The organism is Streptomyces sp. NPDC036822 (genome assembly GCF_055609145.1).
Genome location: NZ_JBVJPY010000008.1, coordinates 272,986 through 289,586 on the forward strand (window position 1 = coordinate 272,986; position 16,601 = coordinate 289,586).

At 71.9% G+C, this 16,601-nt stretch carries 17 protein-coding genes; 8 read left to right on the top strand and 9 right to left on the bottom strand.

Annotated elements, in window-relative coordinates; genetic code table 11:
* On the bottom strand, positions 1–379 hold a 379-nt coding region (locus tag ACZ68P_RS20730; RefSeq protein ID WP_471008237.1), incomplete at its 3' end, for a hypothetical protein.
* A 108-nt stretch (positions 380–487) separates the two neighbouring features.
* Positions 488–1,426 (bottom strand): tRNA (adenosine(37)-N6)-dimethylallyltransferase MiaA, encoded by a 939-nt coding sequence (miaA, locus tag ACZ68P_RS20735; protein ID WP_471008144.1) that lies wholly within the window; start codon positions 1,424–1,426, stop codon positions 488–490.
* Positions 1,427–1,608: 182 nt separating this feature from the next.
* Here miaA and ACZ68P_RS20740 point away from each other — a divergent pair, with 182 nt between their 5' ends.
* A complete protein-coding gene (locus ACZ68P_RS20740) occupies positions 1,609–1,881 on the top strand; it encodes a hypothetical protein (protein ID WP_471008147.1) in 273 nt (90 codons plus the stop codon).
* Positions 1,882–1,930: 49 nt separating this feature from the next.
* A complete protein-coding gene (locus ACZ68P_RS20745) occupies positions 1,931–2,194 on the top strand; it encodes an antitoxin (RefSeq protein WP_471008150.1) in 264 nt (87 codons plus the stop codon).
* A gap of 186 nt (positions 2,195–2,380) precedes the next feature.
* On the opposite strand, the gene ACZ68P_RS20750 is transcribed toward ACZ68P_RS20745, so the two are convergent.
* From ACZ68P_RS20750 to ACZ68P_RS20770, 5 genes are read right to left on the bottom strand one after another with little or no spacing between them, the layout of a single operon-like run.
* Positions 2,381–3,103: a class III extradiol dioxygenase subunit B-like domain-containing protein gene (locus tag ACZ68P_RS20750; RefSeq protein ID WP_471008153.1), complete on the bottom strand. Its 723-nt coding sequence runs from the start codon at positions 3,101–3,103 to the stop codon at positions 2,381–2,383.
* A 48-nt stretch (positions 3,104–3,151) separates the two neighbouring features.
* Positions 3,152–4,672, bottom strand: coding sequence for a tRNA (N6-isopentenyl adenosine(37)-C2)-methylthiotransferase MiaB (miaB, locus tag ACZ68P_RS20755; protein ID WP_471008155.1), 1,521 nt, complete (start codon positions 4,670–4,672; stop codon positions 3,152–3,154).
* Positions 4,669–5,667, bottom strand: coding sequence for a beta/alpha barrel domain-containing protein (locus tag ACZ68P_RS20760; protein WP_471008157.1), 999 nt, complete (start codon positions 5,665–5,667; stop codon positions 4,669–4,671). The genes miaB and ACZ68P_RS20760 overlap by 4 nt, the downstream gene beginning before the upstream one ends.
* The gene (pdxA, locus tag ACZ68P_RS20765) at positions 5,639–6,652 is read right to left on the bottom strand and encodes a 4-hydroxythreonine-4-phosphate dehydrogenase PdxA (RefSeq protein ID WP_471008159.1); all 1,014 of its coding nucleotides are present in this window, start codon (positions 6,650–6,652) and stop codon (positions 5,639–5,641) included. The genes ACZ68P_RS20760 and pdxA overlap by 29 nt, the downstream gene beginning before the upstream one ends.
* A complete protein-coding gene (locus ACZ68P_RS20770) occupies positions 6,649–8,229 on the bottom strand; it encodes a four-carbon acid sugar kinase family protein (protein WP_471008162.1) in 1,581 nt (526 codons plus the stop codon). The genes pdxA and ACZ68P_RS20770 overlap by 4 nt, the downstream gene beginning before the upstream one ends.
* A gap of 274 nt (positions 8,230–8,503) precedes the next feature.
* Here ACZ68P_RS20770 and ACZ68P_RS20775 point away from each other — a divergent pair, with 274 nt between their 5' ends.
* Positions 8,504–9,460, top strand: a complete 957-nt coding sequence (locus ACZ68P_RS20775; protein ID WP_471008165.1) for a LysR substrate-binding domain-containing protein — start codon at positions 8,504–8,506, stop codon at positions 9,458–9,460.
* Between the two features lie 47 nt (positions 9,461–9,507).
* Entirely contained in the window at positions 9,508–10,506 is a 999-nt protein-coding gene (locus ACZ68P_RS20780; protein WP_471008167.1) for a TAXI family TRAP transporter solute-binding subunit, read from the top strand.
* A gap of 159 nt (positions 10,507–10,665) precedes the next feature.
* Here the strand turns inward: ACZ68P_RS20780 and ACZ68P_RS20785 are convergent, their stop codons facing one another.
* Positions 10,666–12,069 carry a sensor histidine kinase gene (locus tag ACZ68P_RS20785; protein ID WP_471008169.1) on the bottom strand — a complete coding sequence of 468 codons (1,404 nt, stop codon included), beginning with the start codon at positions 12,067–12,069 and terminating at the stop codon, positions 10,666–10,668.
* Between the two features lie 18 nt (positions 12,070–12,087).
* Entirely contained in the window at positions 12,088–12,792 is a 705-nt protein-coding gene (locus tag ACZ68P_RS20790) for a response regulator transcription factor (protein ID WP_471008171.1), read from the bottom strand.
* A gap of 283 nt (positions 12,793–13,075) precedes the next feature.
* Here ACZ68P_RS20790 and ACZ68P_RS20795 point away from each other — a divergent pair, with 283 nt between their 5' ends.
* From ACZ68P_RS20795 to ACZ68P_RS20810, 4 genes are all read left to right on the top strand, one after another.
* Positions 13,076–13,861 carry an amino acid ABC transporter ATP-binding protein gene (locus tag ACZ68P_RS20795; protein ID WP_391141317.1) on the top strand — a complete coding sequence of 262 codons (786 nt, stop codon included), beginning with the start codon at positions 13,076–13,078 and terminating at the stop codon, positions 13,859–13,861.
* A 99-nt stretch (positions 13,862–13,960) separates the two neighbouring features.
* The gene (locus ACZ68P_RS20800) at positions 13,961–14,878 is read left to right on the top strand and encodes a glutamate ABC transporter substrate-binding protein (RefSeq protein ID WP_471008175.1); all 918 of its coding nucleotides are present in this window, start codon (positions 13,961–13,963) and stop codon (positions 14,876–14,878) included.
* 125 nt (positions 14,879–15,003) lie between these two features.
* Positions 15,004–15,651, top strand: coding sequence for an amino acid ABC transporter permease (locus ACZ68P_RS20805; RefSeq protein WP_471008178.1), 648 nt, complete (start codon positions 15,004–15,006; stop codon positions 15,649–15,651).
* Entirely contained in the window at positions 15,648–16,565 is a 918-nt protein-coding gene (locus ACZ68P_RS20810; RefSeq protein WP_471008180.1) for an amino acid ABC transporter permease, read from the top strand. The genes ACZ68P_RS20805 and ACZ68P_RS20810 overlap by 4 nt, the downstream gene beginning before the upstream one ends.
* Positions 16,566–16,601: the final 36 nt, after the last annotated feature.

Genomic DNA, 16,601 nt, shown 5'->3' on the forward strand with positions numbered 1-16,601 from the left:
CGCGCTCGCCGGAGCCCCGGGACGGCAGGCCGGGCCAGGTGTGGCCGACCTTGCGGGCGGCCATCATGCCCCAGCCGGCCGCGCAGCAGCTGATGAGCAGTCCGAGCATGGCGACGACCGCGCCGCCGTCGCCGGAACCGAAGGCGAGCGGGAAGGCGAACATCAGGGAGCCGAGGGCCGCGAGGCCCACGATGGGGGCGAGCTGCCAGATCCGCAGGCGTCGCTGCGGTCGCAGCTCGACCTCGACCTCGTCGGCGTCCACCTCCACGGAGGTGCCCTGGGCGTCGTCGGGACCGTCCGGGGTCAAACCGGGCGCGTCACCCGGGGCTTCGCCCCGGACCGCGCCGTGCTGCTCTGTGTCGCGAGGGCCGGCCTCCATCGCCACGCGCCCTCCCCACTCGGACTCCACTTGGTCGATCGATGCTCGATGATGGCACGCTCCCGGGCGCTGGAATGACGGGCATGGCGTCCCGATGCCATCACGTGATCAGGCTGTAACCGCTCGTTCGACCAACCTCAGCGCCTCTCGCGGGAGTTCCCCGCGGTGTTCGGCGGCGCCGCTGAGCCAGTGGACCCGCGGGTCCCGCCGGAACCACGAGTCCTGACGGCGCGCGAAGCGCTTGGTGGCGCGCACGGTCTCGGCGCGCGCCTCGTCGTCGGTGCACTCCCCCGCGAGCGCCGTCAGGACCTGCTGGTAGCCCAGGGCACGGGCGGCCGTACGCCCCTCGCGCAGGCCTTGCCCCTCCAGCGCCCGGACCTCGTCCACGAGGCCCGCTTCCCACATCCGGTCCACGCGCGTGGTGATCCGCTCGTCGAGTTCGGGCCGCTCGACGTCCACGCCGATCTGGACGGTGTCGTAGACCGAGTCGGGCCCCGGCAGATGGGCGGTGAAGGGCTTTCCTGTGATCTCGATGACTTCGAGCGCCCGGACGATGCGGCGGCCGTTGCTCGGCAGGATCGCGCGGGCGGCCTCGGGGTCGGCGGCCGCCAGCCGGTCGTGCAGGACGCCGGAGCCCCGCTCCTCCAGTTCGGCCTCCAGGCGGGCGCGTACGGCCGGATCCGTACCGGGGAACTCCAGGGCGTCGATGGCACCCCGGACGTACAGGCCGGAGCCGCCGACCAGGACGGGGGTGCGGCCTGCGGCGAGCAGCCGGTCGATCTCGGCGCGGGCGAGGCGCTGGTACTCGGCGACGCTGGCGGCCTCGGTCACGTCCCAGATGTCGAGGAGGTGGTGCGGGACTCCGCCGCGCTCCTCGAGCGTCAGCTTGGCGGTGCCGATGTCCATCCCTCGGTAGAGCTGCATCGAGTCGGCGTTGACGACCTCGCCGCCGAGCTGCTGAGCGAGGAAAACACCCAGATCGGACTTTCCGGCCGCTGTGGGACCGACGACGGCGATGACCCGCGGGGCGGGAGCTGCACTTCTCACCGCCCCAGTCTCGCAAACCTCTCGCCGGGTCCCCGAATGAGCGACGTGACGACCCGCATCCGGCTTCGTTGCCTGTTGCGAGGTTCCGACCGCCGGTTTCCGTGCCGGCTGCGCCGGGTGGCGCAATGGGGCGCCCCGGGCGCCGCGGGGCTTCTCCCACACGAGTACGCTATGGAGTGGAAATGGGCGTTTTTGCAATGTTTCGCCGTAAGGGCAAGGAAGCTGCCGAGGCGTCAACGCAGGAGACCGAGGCCGTCGACGTGACGGACGGCGCGGAGCCCGCGGAGAACGTCGCCGACACCGACGCCGAGGCGGAGACGACGGCGGACACCGAGGCCGCGGGGACCCCCGCCGAGGCACCGGCCGCGGAGGCGGTCGAGGCCGTGGAGATCCCTAAGCAGCAGTCGGCCGAGGAGGCGGCGGACAACGAGGCCGGTGAGAGCGCCCGTAAGTAGCCCCTGGAAGCAGGGCACGGCAGACGGTTTACCGGAGGGATGGTGACCCATGGGTCTCCTGGATTCGCTGAAGGCCAAGCTCGCCCCGGCCAAGGACAAGGTCTCCGACCTCGCGCATCAGCACGGGGGAAAGATCGATCACGGTCTGGACAAGGCCGCGAGGTTGGTCGACGAGAAGACCAAGGGCAAGTACAGCGCCAAGATCGAATCGGGCACCGGCAAGGCCAAACACGCCCTGGACCGGATCTCCCACAAGGACGACGGCACCCCGGGCCCGGCGGGAACGGGACCGACGCCGCCGCCGAACGCCTGACGCACGGCGGCGGCTGACCCTCCGGACGGCGGACGGCCGCGGAGCACATCGCTCCGCGGCCGTCCGCCGTTCGTTCGTCGCCCGCCCGCGTCCCGTTCCGTCCCGTCGCGTGTTCCGTCCGGTGAGGATCCGTGGAGCCCGCTCCCGGTCCGTGGTCTCGTGGCCGGTGAGCCGGCGCGCCGACCGCTACGACCAGACGGCGGTGATGTAGCCGACGCCGTAAGGCGCGTCCTCGAAGAGCAGGCGGCCTGCCAGGTTCGCGCCCTCCGCTGCGCCCGCAAGGACCTGCCACGAAGCCCGGCCCGCCGCCTTCAGCTCGAAGGCCAGGTCCTCGTCCAGGGCGAGCAGGGCGTCCCGGTCGGCCGAGCCCAGCGCCCGGACCGCCTCCGCATCGAAACCGGCGGCGCGCTCGTCCAGATAGCCGGGAGCCTTGACGGACCGGCAGGCGCTGCCGTCGCCCATCACCAGGAGCGCGACACGGTCGGCGGCCCCGGCCAGCTCACGCCCGACGGCCGCGCACCGCGCGGCCTCCAGCCGTTCACCGACCCCCAGCCCCTCCACCGGCGCCCCGGCCCAGTCCGTCCGCTCCAGGAGCCACGCGGCCACGGCTAGAGAGACGGGCAGCGGCGGCCGGCCCCGTCCGGCCCCGGGGGCAGGGCCGGCGCCCAGCCGTACGGAGAGATCGACTCCGAAGCCGGCGAAGGACCCCACAGAACCGGCCGGGTACGTTCCGTGCCCGCCCTCGCCCGCCGCGCCGACGACGTACAGCCGATCGGGCCGGGACGCCGCCAACACCCCCAGGGCGTCGGTACACGCCGCACGGGCGGCGTCCAGTTCGTGCGCGGCCCCGGCCGCGACCTCGGGCACGAGCAGGGGCGGGGAGGGGCAGACGGCTGCGGCGACAAGCATGATCCGCAGCCTACTGCCGAGGTGCGGGTGCCCCGCGGACCGCTCGGCTCAGTGGCTGCCGCAGGCCGGTACGGAGGCGGCGGGCAGGGGCTCCGGCACGCCGATCTTCGGCAGGCCGAGCAGCACGCCCGCCGGCTTGGGGGCAGCGGCGCCTGTGCGCTTCTCCCAGGCGTCACCGGAGCGGGTGCGGCGTACCGACGTCGTCGGACCCTCGGCGAGCAGGTGGTGCGGCGCGGCGTAGGTGATCTCGACCGTCACCACGTCGCCCGGGCGGACCTCCTGGTCCGGCTTGGTGAAGTGCACCAGACGGTTGTCGGGGGCACGGCCGGAGAGACGGTGGGTGGAGCCGTCCTTGCGGCCCTCGCCCTCGGCGACCATGACCTCGAGGGTCCGGCCGACCTGCTTCTTGTTCTCCTCCCAGGAGATCTCCTCCTGGAGCGCGACGAGGCGCTCGTAGCGCGCCTGCACGACCTCCTTGGGAATCTGCCCCTCCATGTCGGCCGCGGGGGTGCCGGGCCGCTTGGAGTACTGGAAGGTGAAGGCGTTGGCGAAGCGCGCCTCGCGGACCGTGTGCATCGTCTGCTCGAAGTCCTCCTCGGTCTCGCCCGGGAAGCCCACGATGATGTCGGTGGAGATGGCGGCGTGCGGGATCGCGGCGCGCACCTTCTCGATGATGCCGAGGAAACGCTCCTGCCGGTACGAGCGGCGCATCGCCTTCAGGATGGTGTCCGAACCGGACTGCAGAGGCATGTGCAGCTGCGGCATGACGTTCGGGGTCTCGGCCATCGCCGCGATGACGTCGTCCGTGAAGTCGCGGGGATGCGGGGAGGTGAAGCGGACCCGCTCCAGGCCCTCGATCCTCCCGCAGGCGCGCAGCAGCTTGGAGAACGCCTCGCGGTCGCCGATGTCGGAGCCGTACGCGTTGACGTTCTGGCCGAGCAGGGTGATCTCGGAGACGCCCTCGCCGACCAGCGCCTCGATCTCGGCGAGGATGTCGCCGGGACGGCGGTCCTTCTCCTTGCCGCGCAGTGCCGGGACGATGCAGAAGGTGCAGGTGTTGTTGCAGCCGACGGAGATCGAGACCCAGGCGGCGTACGCGGACTCGCGCCGGGTGGGCAGCGTGGAGGGGAACGCCTCCAGCGACTCGGCGATCTCGATCTGCGCCTCCTCCTGGACGCGGGCGCGCTCGAGGAGGACGGGCAGCTTGCCGATGTTGTGCGTGCCGAAGACGACGTCGACCCAGGGCGCCTTCTTGACGATGGTGTCCCGGTCCTTCTGGGCGAGGCAGCCACCGACGGCGATCTGCATGCCGGGACGCGTGGTCTTCATCGGGGCGAGCCGGCCGAGGTTGCCGTACAGCTTGTTGTCGGCGTTCTCGCGGACGGCGCAGGTGTTGAAGACGACGACGTCGGCGTCACCGTCCGCGCCCTTGGGGGCGCGGACGTAGCCGGCGTCCTCCATCAGACCGGAGAGCCGCTCGGAATCGTGGACGTTCATCTGGCACCCGTAGGTGCGGATCTCATAGGTCTTGGCTTCGCCCACGTCGCGGCTCCGGTCGATGTTGGTCACTTCTCTAGGGTAAGGGCCTCCGGAGGGGTGACTGCCCGTCCCTCCGGCCCGCCCGGGGAGGGCGCGGGGCCCGGCCGGTGCTCCGGCGCGCGCCCGGGCGTGACCGCGGCGACGGCGGCCGCCGTGGCCTCGAGGACAGCGGTGAGCTGCGCCCCGAGAGTGCCGGCGTCCGGGCGCAGGGAGCCGCTGAAGGCCGCGGAGCCGATCGTGAAGGCGTCGGCGCCCGCCTCGGCCAGGGCGCGGATGCGGGCCGGGGTGGTGATGCTTCCGGCCACGACGAGCCGTCCTGTGGTCGCGGCGCGAGCCGCCCGGACGAGGTCGAGCGGGTCGGCGTCCACGGCGCGGTAGGCCAGCAGGTCCACGCCCGCGCAGCCCGCCGCCTCGGCTCTCCGGCAGTCGTCGGCGATGCGGGACGGGCCGCCCGCCAGGCGGGTGGGGTGTCCGAGGGGCTCGCCGGCGAAGGGAAGGTAGCGGGTGCCGGTGCCGTCGAGGAGGGCCAGGGTCTCCTCGACCCAGGTGCCGCCCATGAGCCAGTCGACGCCCAGGTCGACCGCGCTGCGCACGGAGGCGAGCGCCTCCTCACGGGTGGTGCTGACCACTTCGAGGTAGCTGGTGGCGCCCCTGTCCTTGATCTTCCGGTGGAGCCGGGCGAGGGTCCGCGCGTCGACGCCGACGTCCTTGAAACCGATGTGATCGATGCGGGCCTGGTGGCCGGCGGGGGCGATGCGGGCCTTGTGGCCGATGTGGGGGGCGTCCGCGCCGCCGAGGAGGTCGACTGTGTCACGTCGGCCGAGGCCGAGGAGGTCGCGCCGGTCGAGATCCTCCGGTCCGTCCGGTTCGCGCGACCCGTCACGCCCCTCCGGTCCCTCCGTTCCCTCCGGCCCGTCATGCCGGTCGAGGGCGTCGAGCTGGTCGAGGGCGTCGAGCTGGTCGAGGACGTCGAGGCAGTCGGTGACGGTCCTGTCGTCACGGGTGAGCATGAAGACGAAGTCCACGGCGGTCCTCCGGGTCGGATGTCAGGTCGTCGGCCTGGTGCAGGGCGGTGAGCAGGCTCGTGTGGTCGGCGGTACCGCGGCCCGCGAGGTCGAAGGCCGTGCCGTGGTCGACGCTCGTGCGCACGAACGGCAGGCCGATGGTGATGTTGACGCCGTGTTCCAGGCCCAGGTACTTCACCGGGATGAGCCCCTGGTCGTGGTACTGGGCGACGACCACGTCGAACTCCCCCGCCCGGGCGCGCATGAACACGGTGTCGGCCGGCCAGGGCCCGCTCGCGTCGATGCCCTCCTCCCTCGCGGCCCGGACGGCCGGCTCGATGACGTCGAGGTCCTCGCGTCCGAAGAGCCCGTTCTCGCCGGCGTGGGGGTTGAGCGCGGCCACGGCGATACGCGGGCGGTCGCGTCCGCCGGCCCGGAGCGTGCGGTCGGTCAGCCGGATGATCTCCAGCTCGCGGGCGGTGGTCAGGGCGTCGAGGGCCGTGCGCAGCGACTGGTGGACGGTGACCAGGACGACCCGCAGCTCGTCGTTGGCCATCATCATCGCGTAGTCGCTCGTCCCGGACAGGTCGGCGAGGATCTCCGTGTGTCCGGGGTAGGGCAGTCCGGCGAGCCGGAGCGCCTCCTTGTTGATCGGCGCGGTGGTCAGGGCCCTGACCTCGCCACCGAGGGCGAGGGCGATGCCCCGGCGTACGTACCGGTAGGAAGCCGCCCCGGCGCGGGCGTCGACGGTGCCCGGGGCCAGGTCGGAGGGGAGGGTCCCCTCGGTGAGCACGTCGAGGACTCCCGGTGTGAGGGCGGCCTCGGCCACGGAGTCGATGGGGCGCACGGTCAGGGCGGTGTCCGTCACGCGGCAGGCGCGGGCGAGGGCGTCGGGGTCGCCGATGACCACGACGGGTGGCCGGCGGGCGGGGTCGGCGCAGGCCTTGACGGTGATCTCCGGTCCGATGCCGTTCGGATCGCCCATGGTGAGGGCCAGGGGCTTCACGCGTCCGCGCCCCTCTCGGGTCCGGGGCGGGGGTCGTGGGCCGGGGGACCGGCGGGGGTCGGGAGACCCGCGTGGGCTGCGAGACCGGCATGGGTCTGGGCGGCGGGCCCGTGCGGGGGGTCGTCGCCGGGGCGGTTCTCGGGCTCGTCGCCGGGGCCGTTTCCGGGCTCGTCGCCGGGGCCGTTTCCGGGCTCGTCGCCGGGGCCGTTTTCTGGTTCGTCGCCGGAAGCCGTGCGCGGGGCGGTGAGAAGCCGGCAGAGCCGGTCCAGGGTCTCCTCGTCGCCGAAGCCGCCCGCCTTGATCAGGACGGGGACCGGCCGGGGGCCGATCAGGGTGCCGCGGGCGATTCCCGGCTCGGGCTCGTCGTACAGGTCGATCCCCGCCGCGCCGAGTGCTTCGAGCACCGACACCGCCGTCTCTCCCCCGGTCAGCACGAGTCCGTCGACGGACCCGTCCGTGATCAGGCTTCCCGCCACGAGCGCCAGGTCGCCGGTGAGCGAGCGTGGTGTGGCGGCCCGGCGGTGCTCGTCGGGGGTGTGGACGACCCGTACCGCCGTCGTCGTCCGCCGTAGTGACTCGACGGCGGCGAGGGGATTGTCGACCGACGCGGCCGTCACGTCCGGCCGGTCGCGCAACAGGTCCAGCTGGCGCCGGCTCGCCGGATTCGCGCTCCCGACGACCACCAGCGGCCTGCGGACCGCCGGCAGGGCCGCGGGAGTCACCCCGGCCGGGGCCGGGGAGGCGGTGAGAGGCGTACGGGCGTGGTGCCGGGCGAGAGCGGCGGCGAGGCCCGGGGAGCCGACCCACAGCACCTCGCCGGGCTCGGGGACGGCGGCCACGATGTGGTCCAGGTCGCCGTCCGTGGTGGCGGAGCAGACGAGCAGGCCGCCCTCGGCCACGAGCCCCGCCAGGAGGGCGAGCCGGTCGAGACCGACGACCGTCGCCTCCGGCAGGAGGCGCGCGAGGTCCGAGATCGTGACCGGATGCGCCGGGTCGCGTCCGAACGCGGTCTCGTGGACGGGAACGCCGTGCACGTACTGGACGCCGTCGACCGTGGTGCGCCCCTCGGCCGGGAAGGCGGGAGCGATGAGCACGGCGCGGCGGCGCGAGCCGGCGTGCGCGGCGCGGATCTCGGCGGCGACATGGCCCCGGAGGGTGGAGTCGACGGTCTTGATCAGGAGGTCGGCTCCGGCGTGGGCCCGCGCCGCTGTTCGCGTGCGGACCGCTGCGGTGTCCTCGTCGAGCAGCCGGGTGCCGAGGTCGACGGCGACGACTCCGGCGGGGGTGGTCACGGAGGCGGCCCCCGGCACGCCGATCCGGACCTGGGCCGGGTGTCCTCCCTTGCGGAAGGGAGCGGCTCCGTCCCCGGCGCTGGTCAGGTCGTCCGCGAGGACGGCGATGCTCCATGCGGGCGCTCCGGCGCCGGGCGTCCCGGGGAGCGGGGGGATTGGGGCCGCGTCCGTTCCGTGGGGTGCCTGAGACGTTCGGGGTGTTCGGGCCGCCTGGGGTGCTGGGGGCCCCTCGGGCGCCTGGAGCCCCGGGGATGCCTCGGGGGTTCCCGGTGTCTGGGATGCCATCCTGCTGTGTCTCCTCGCCTCGCCGGTCGGCCGCCGGTCGCCTCGCCGGCACGTCCCCCGGCACCTCGCCGGACGGGCCGCCGGTCTGGTCGCCGTCAGGGCGACCGCCGGCGGCGGTCGTCACAACCGGCCGCCCGTCGGCCTGTGGCCTGCGACCCGTTACCTGTGACCTGTGACCTGTGACCTGTGACCTGTGACGCCATCAACAGTGAGGCTCGGAAAGCCCCTGCGACAAGCGATTCCTTCTCACCCCACCTGTGAGTAGATTTCACACATGCCCTGGCCCGATCTCCCACCGCCCCACACCCTTCTGCCCTTCGAGGCGACCGTGCGGCACGCGAGCATGACCCAGGCGGCCCAGGAGCTCCATGTCACCCACGGCGCCGTCAGCCGGCAGATCCGGAACCTGGAGAAGGCCCTGGGCGTCACGCTCTTCGAGCGCGGGACGCGGTCGCTGAAGCCCACCCCGCAGGCGCGCCTGCTGGCGGCCGCCGTCCGGGACGGGCTCGACAGGATCGACTCGGCCGCCCGCCAGGTCTCCCGCCGCGAGGAGAGCGGCCCGCTCGCCCTGTCCTGCGAGCCTACGCTGCTGATGCGCTGGCTCATCCCGCGCCTGCCCGACCTCGCCGCTCAGGTGCCCGGACTCACCCTGCACCTGTCGGCGGGCGGCGGCCCCGTCTCCTTCGAGCGGGATGCCTTCGACCTCGCCCTGCGCCGGGACGACTTCCCCGTACCGGCACGGGTCAGCCGTACGCCGCTCTTCGACGAGTGGATCGGCCCGGTGTGCAGCCCCGACCTGGCACGGCGCCTCGGCGGCGTGGACGATCTCTCCGACGTGACGCTGCTGCACACCAGCACCCGGCCGCACGCGTGGGACGACTGGCGGCGGCTCACGGGCACCCGCTCCGAGGGCGTCCCGAAGCGGCAGCAGACGTTCGAGCACTTCTACCTCGCGTTGCAGGCGGCCGTCGCCGGCCTCGGTGTCGCCATCGGCCCGTACGCCCTCGTGCACGACGACCTCGTGCGCGGGCAGCTGGTGGCTCCGTTCGGTCTGGTCGCCGACGGCACCGGCTATCAGCTGCTCGGTCCCCGGCCGCCCCAGGAGGACACCCGGGTCTCGGCGCTGCTCGACTGGCTCCACGGGCAGGCGGCCCGGCTCCGGCCGCCCCAGGACCTCACCGGCCGGGCCGCTCTCCCGAACGCGAGCCGATCCGGGCAGCTGGAGGTGTGAGCCGGCCGGCCTGGCCAGGGCGGGGAGGGAGCTGGCAGGATCGCGCCATGCCCGCCACCCTCTTCCGTGCCGCCCGCCGCCGTGCCGTCCAGCTCGCGGCGGCGCTCCTGGTGGTGTGCGGGCTGCTCGTCTGGTGGCTGGTTCCTTTCGGTGCACCCCCGCCGAGCGGCACGGTGACCTTCAGTACGGGCGTGCCCACCGGCGTCTACCAGCGGTACGGCGAGCTGCTGAAGCAGGCGCTGGCCCGCGATCTGCCGGACGTCTCGATAACACTCCGGAACAGCGAGGGCTCCCAGCAGAACCTCGCCCGGCTCGCCTCCGGCGAGGCCGATTTCACCATCGCGACCGCCGACGCCGTGGCCCAGTACACGCGGGACCGCAAACCGGGCTTCGACCGGCTGCGGGGCTCCGCCCGCCTGTACGACGACTACGTCCAGCTGGTGGTCCGCAAGGGGTCCGACGTCCGTTCCGTGGCCGACCTGCGCGGGCTGCGGGTGGGCGTCGGCCAGGAGGGGTCCGGGGTGCGGCTGATCGCGGACCGGGTCCTCGCGGCCGGCGGGCTTACCCCGGACGTAGACATCAGGCCGGTCTCCGCCGGCATCGACACGATGCCGTCCCTGCTGGAGCGCGGGAAGCTCGACGCCTTCTTCTGGTCGGGCGGCCTGCCCACCCACGCGGTGCAGACCCTCTCCCAGCGTCTCCCGGTACGGCTCGTACCGTTGGACGCCTCGCTGGTGGACAACCTCCACGACGTCGGGGGGTCGACCCGCCACTACCGCTCCGCGGTCATTCCGGCGGACGCCTACACCCTGGCCCAGGACGGGCAGCCGGTCGAGACGCTGGCCGTGGCGAACCTGCTCGTCACCACGGCGGAGACCGAGCCGGACCTGGTGGAGGGTTTCACCCGTACGGTCATCAGGAGCCGGGACCGGATCGGCGGCCAGGTCCACCCGGCCCAGCTGGTCGACCTGCGCACCGCGATCTACACCGAGCCGCTGGAGCTGCACGAGGGCGCCCAGCGCTACTACCGCTCGGTGAAACCCTAGGGCCGCTTCCGCCAGGGCCGCTTCCAGGTCGTGTCCGTCACGTCTCGCCCGGGTCGCGAGGCCCTCCGGCCGGCGCCGATACCTTCCGGGCGCATTCCCCAAGTCGGGCCCGGAAGGGCTCTCCGATCCGGCCTCCACGGCCACCGGCCGACTCGCCGCTCATTCCCCCCGAGCCCGCGGCGCCGAGCGCGGGACCGTGACCGTCACACGCAGCCCGTGCGGCTCGTTCGGCGCGAAGTCGATCGCACCGCCCCCCGCCGCGAGCAGGACCCGGGAGATCGACAGGCCCAGGCCCGAGCCCTTGACGTTCTGGTGGCGGTTGCTGCGCCAGAAGCGGTCGCCGACGCGCTCCAGCTCCTCCGGGGTAAGCCCGGGGCCGCGGTCCGCGACCGCGATCGCGCAGGTGTCGCCCTCGGGCACCACGGTCACGACGACCTCCTCACCGGACGGCGTGAACTTCAGGGCGTTGTCGACGATCGCGTCGAGGGCGCTGGAGAGGGCCACCGGATCCGCCCACCCCGTCACGGCCCGGTGCTCCCCGCGCAGCCGGACGCCCTTGTCCTCGGCGAGCGGCCGCCAGGAGGCGATCCGCTCGGCGACCAGCGCGCCGATGTCGGTGAGCCGCAGATCGGCTGCCGCGTGCTCGGCGAGCGCGAGGCCGAGCAGGTCGTCGAGGACCTGGGCGAGCCGCTTCCCCTCGGTCCGGACGGAGGCGATCTCCTCGTTGCCCTCGGGGAGTTCGAGGGCCAGGAGTTCGATGCGCAGCAGCAGCGCCGCGAGCGGATTGCGCAGTTGGTGGGAGGCGTCGGCGACGAAGGCGCGCTGCTGCTCCAGGACGTCCTCGACGTTGTCGGCCATCTCGTTGAACGAGCGGGCGAGCCGGCGCAGTTCGGGCGGCCCGCCCGCGGCGGCGACCCGGGACTTCATCCGGCCGGTGGCGATGTCGTGGGTGACGGCGTCGAGGACCCGGACCGGACGCAGCACCCAGCCGGTGAGCCGGAACGCGGCCCCCACGGCGAGCAGCATCGCGGCGAACTCGCCTGCGGCGATCACGAGCCAGCCGCGGAGGATCGCCGAGCGCAGCCGGCCGGTGGGCGAGTCGGTGACGACGACGGCGACGACGTCCCCGTCCCGTACGACGGGGGAGGCGATGGCGAGCCGGGCGTGGTCCTGCCACGGCCAGACCTGCGGCGGGTCGTGGCTCCGGCGGCCGAGCAGCGCCTCGTTGAACGCGCGGCGCCCCTCCCCTTCGTAGGGGACGACCCAGTCCTCCGGTGCGGCGGCCATGGCACGGTTGTCGCGGTAGAAGATGCCCGTGCGAATGCCGTAGACGTCGTGGTAGCTGGTGAGCTCCCCTTCGAGGGTGGCCCGGCGCTCGTTGGTGCCGATGTCGGTCTCGCTGACGAACTGGGCGAGCGCGGCGAAGCGGGCCGCGTCGTCGAGCCGGTCGACCACCACCCGCTGCTGTTCGGAGGCGGCGAGGCTGGCGGCGAGCGGGAAGCCCAGGGCGAGCAGGACCCCGGCCATGAGGACGATGAGGAGCGGGAGGAGGCGGGTGCGCACGAGTGGGGGTTCCGGCGGCTACGCGGCCGGCACGACCAGGCGGTAGCCGACGCCGCGCACGGTCTCGATCAGGGCGGGCATCCTCAGCTTGGAGCGCAGCGAGGCGACGTGGACCTCGAGCGTGCGGCCGGTGCCCTCCCAACTGGTGCGCCAGACCTCGCTGATGATCTGCTCGCGCCGGAAGACCACTCCGGGCCGCTGGGCGAGCAGCGCGAGGAGGTCGAACTCCTTGCGGGTGAGCTGGACGGGGGCGCCCTCGACGCTGACGCGTCGGGTGGGGAGCTCGATGGTGACGGAGCCGAGCCGCAGAGCGCTCTCCTCGCCCGTTCCGGCGGCCTCGTCACCGGCGGCGGTGCGCCGGCTGACGGCGTGGATCCGGGCGAGCAGCTCCCCGGTGTCGTACGGCTTGACCACGTAGTCGTCGGCCCCGAGGTTGAGGCCGTGTATGCGGGAGCGGACGTCGGCCCGCGCGGTCACCATGATCACGGGGGTGGTGGTGAGCTTACGGATGCGGCCGCAGACCTGGTACCCGTCCTGGTCGGGCAGACCGAGGTCGAGCAGGATCACTCCGTACGAAGGGCGCTCACCGTGTGCGGCGGGCAGCACCGCCTGGAGCGCCTCCTCGCCGTTGCGGGCGTGCGTGACCGAGAACCCGTGCTTCGCCAGGACGGCGGACAGGGCCGCGGCGACATGATCGTCGTCCTCGACGAGCAGCAGTCTCATGACCCTCCTCCGTTACCTCGACGTTCGAACGATGGACTTCCGTGTACCAGGGTTGTACCAGGGTTACCTGGGCATGAACGCCGATGGCCGGTGCCACAGTCAAGTCTCCCCCCGTGACACCGGGGTTTCTGTTATGGACCCGGTACGCCGCGGGCGTCCCCTTCACGCAGTGTGTCCGGTTGCGGCCGGATCGTTATCCTCAATTTCCGCTCAGATGTAATGACGCTGGTCGCACCGCGTGCCTAGTGTCCTCCCCAACCGAGGAGGACGGAGCAAGAAGCCGATGAGCGGAGTGTCAGTGACCAAGGGCTCGAAGGACGCCGTACCGGCGGCGGGCGACCTGGTCGTGCTGTCCAACGTGAACAAGCACTTCGGCGCGCTGCATGTGCTCCAGGACATCGACCTGACGATCGCCCGGGGCGAAGTCGTGGTCGTCATCGGACCCTCAGGGTCCGGTAAGTCCACGCTGTGCCGCACCATCAACCGCCTGGAGACGATCGACTCCGGCACCATCACCATCGACGACCGGCCGCTGCCCCAGGAGGGCAAGGAGCTGGCCCGACTGCGCGCCGACGTGGGCATGGTCTTCCAGTCCTTCAACCTCTTCGCGCACAAGACCGTGCTCGAGAACGTGATGCTGGGGCAGGTCAAGGTCCGCAAGACGGAGAAGGCGGCGGCCGAGACGAAGGCCCGCGCGCTGCTCGACCGGGTCGGTGTCGGCACGCAGGCCGACAAGTACCCGGCGCAGCTCTCCGGCGGTCAGCAGCAGCGTGTCGCGATCGCGCGCGCCCTCGCGATGGACCCCAAGGTCATGCTGTTCGACGAGCCGACCTCGGCCCTCGACCCCGAGATGATCAACGAGGTCCTGGAGGTCATGCAGCAGCTGGCGCGCGACGGCATGACCATGGTCGTCGTCACCCACGAGATGGGCTTCGCGCGCTCGGCCGCCAACCGGGTCGTCTTCATGGCCGACGGCAGGATCGTCGAGGAGGCCACGCCCGACCAGTTCTTCAGCAACCCGCGCAGCGACCGGGCGAAGGACTTCCTGTCGAAGATCCTGCACCACTGACCTTCGCGTCGGCGGGCTTTCCCCTGACCGTCTCGTCAGGGGGCCTCTCCCCCTGCTTCACTTGCCGATCAACGATCCACGAACAAAGGGATGTTCACCATGAAGCTCCGCAAGAGCGCGGCCGTGGCCGTCGCCGTCCTCGCGCTGACCGCCACCGCCTGTGGTGGCAAGGAGGGCTCGGCCGGCGACAAGCCCGCCGTGAAGCCCGGCGACAAGAGCGCTCCGCAGCTGCCCAAGTACATCGTCGCCACCGACGTGAAGGTCGACTCCGCGGTCCTCAAGGAGGCGCAGAAGCGCGGCAAGCTGATCATCGGCTCCAAGGCCGACCAGCCTTACCTCGGCTTCGAGGACCAGGCCACCAAGGAGCGGTCGGGCTTCGACGTCGAGATCGCCAAGATGATCGCGGCGGAGCTGGGCTTCAGCGAGGACAAGATCGAGTGGAAGACGGTCGACTCCAAGCTCCGTGAGACGGCGATCTCCACGGGCCAGGTCGACTACTACGTCGGCACCTACACGATCAACGACAAGCGCAAGGCGCAGGTCGGCTTCGCGGGTCCGTACTACCAGGCCGGCGCCGACCTCCTGGTCCGCAAGGACGAGACCGCGATCACCGGTCCCGAGACCCTCAAGGGCAAGAAGGTCTGCTCGATCACGGGCTCCACCCCGCTGCAGGAGATCAAGAAGCCGCAGTACGGCGCCGAGACCACCGAGCTCGCGAAGTACTCGGACTGCGTGCAGCAGCTGCTCACCAAGCAGGTCGACGCCGTCACCACCGACGACTCGATCCTGAAGGGCTACGCCGCCGCCAACGCCGGCAAGCTCAAGGTCGTCGGCAAGCCGTTCACCAAGGAGCCCTACGGCGTCGGCATGAACAAGGACGACAAGGCCCTGCGTGCCAAGATCAACGACACGCTGGAGAAGTACATCGAGGACGGCACGTACAAGAAGATCTACGAGGCCACCCTGGGCCTCTCCGGCTCTTCCTACGTCGCGCCGCCGGCGATCAACCGCTACTGATCGTCCGCGTCACCACGGGCGCCCCGTACGGACGTACGGGGCGCCGCTCCCCCTGCCCGCACACCTTGTCCGTAAGCCTTGGCACGCCTCGACCGTAGGCCGCCGACCGCCGACGCGGAGACCTCATGAACGTACTGCTCGACCATTTCCCGGAGTTCCGCGACGGCTTCATAGGAACCGTGTCGATCACCGCCGTCAGCTCGGTCATCGCGCTGGTCCTCGGCGTCGTCGTCGCCGGCTTCCGGGTGTCCCCCGTCCCGCCGCTGCGCTTCTTCGGCACCCTCTGGGTCACCCTGCTGCGCAACACTCCGCTGACGCTGCTCTTCCTCGTCTCGTTCTTCGTGGTCCCGGAGATCTTCTTCCCGGGCATGAGCCCCTTCCTGCTGGGTTCGCTCGCGCTCGGCTTCTACACCTCCGCCTTCGTCTGCGAAGCCGTCCGCTCCGGCATCGGCACGGTGCCGATCGGTCAGGCGGAGGCCGCCCGTTCACTCGGCATGACCTTCGCGCAGACCCTGCGGATGATCGTGCTGCCGCAGGCGACCCGCACGGTTCTGCCGCCGCTGAGCTCGATCTTCATCGCGCTCACCAAGAACTCGGCCATCGCCGGCGCCTTCAGTGTCACCGAGCTCTTCGGCTGGCAGACGCTGATGAGCGAGGAGGGCTACGCGATCGGCCCGATCTTCGTCTGGGTGGCCGCCGCGTACCTGGTCGTCACCTTCACCATCAGCGGGATCTTCCGTCTCCTTGAGCGCCGCATGGAGGTCGCCCGATGAGTGCCAGCGTTCTCTACGACAGCCCCGGCCCCAAGGCGCGCGTCCGCAACCGGATCTACGCCGTCCTCGGCACCGTCGCCATCGTCGCGCTGATCGCGGTGAGCATCCTCCGCCTGAGCGAAAAGGGTCATCTCGCCCCCGCGATGTGGGACATCTTCAACTACGCGGGCATCCGGCAGAACATCGCCGACGCCGTCCTCGCCACGCTGAAGGCCTTCGGCCTCGCGGCGGTCGGCTCGCTCGTCCTCGGTGTGCTGCTGGCCGTCGCCCGGCTCTCCGACCACAAGCCGGTCCGCTGGCTGGCCACCGGCTTCATCGAGATCTTCCGCTCCATCCCGCTGCTGATCACGATCTACGCCGTGTGGGTCGGCTTCCTCACCGAGTACTCGATGTGGGCGCTGGCGCTCGGCCTGTCGATCTACAACGGCTGCGTGCAGGCCGAGGTGCTGCGCGCCGGCGTCAACGCGGTGCCCAAGGGGCAGCGCGAGGCGGCGTACGCCCTGGGCATGACCAAGACCCAGGTCATGACGACCGTCCTGCTGCCGCAGGCCGTCCGCTCGATGCTGCCGACGATCATCAGCCAGCTCGTGGTCACCCTGAAGGACACCTCGCTGGGCTTCGTGATCCTCTACCCCGAGCTGCTCCAGACGGCCCGGCTGATCGCCTCCAACACGCAGGTCAACGGCCAGTACCCGTACGTCTCGACCATCGTGGTCATCGGCACCATCTACATCGCGATGTGTCTGGCGCTCTCCGCGCTCGCGACCTGGATCGAGAAGCGCGGCCGCCGGGCGAAGACGGGCATCCTCGTCCCGGACGCCGCGGCGCAGGAGGTCGTGCTCACCGCCGACGCCGGCGGGGGCCTCGGGAACACGGCCGGCGACGCCGACGGGCCCGGTAACACGAAGAACTGACAGTATGTGACATCATCCGGGGGCAGTGGCGGTCGC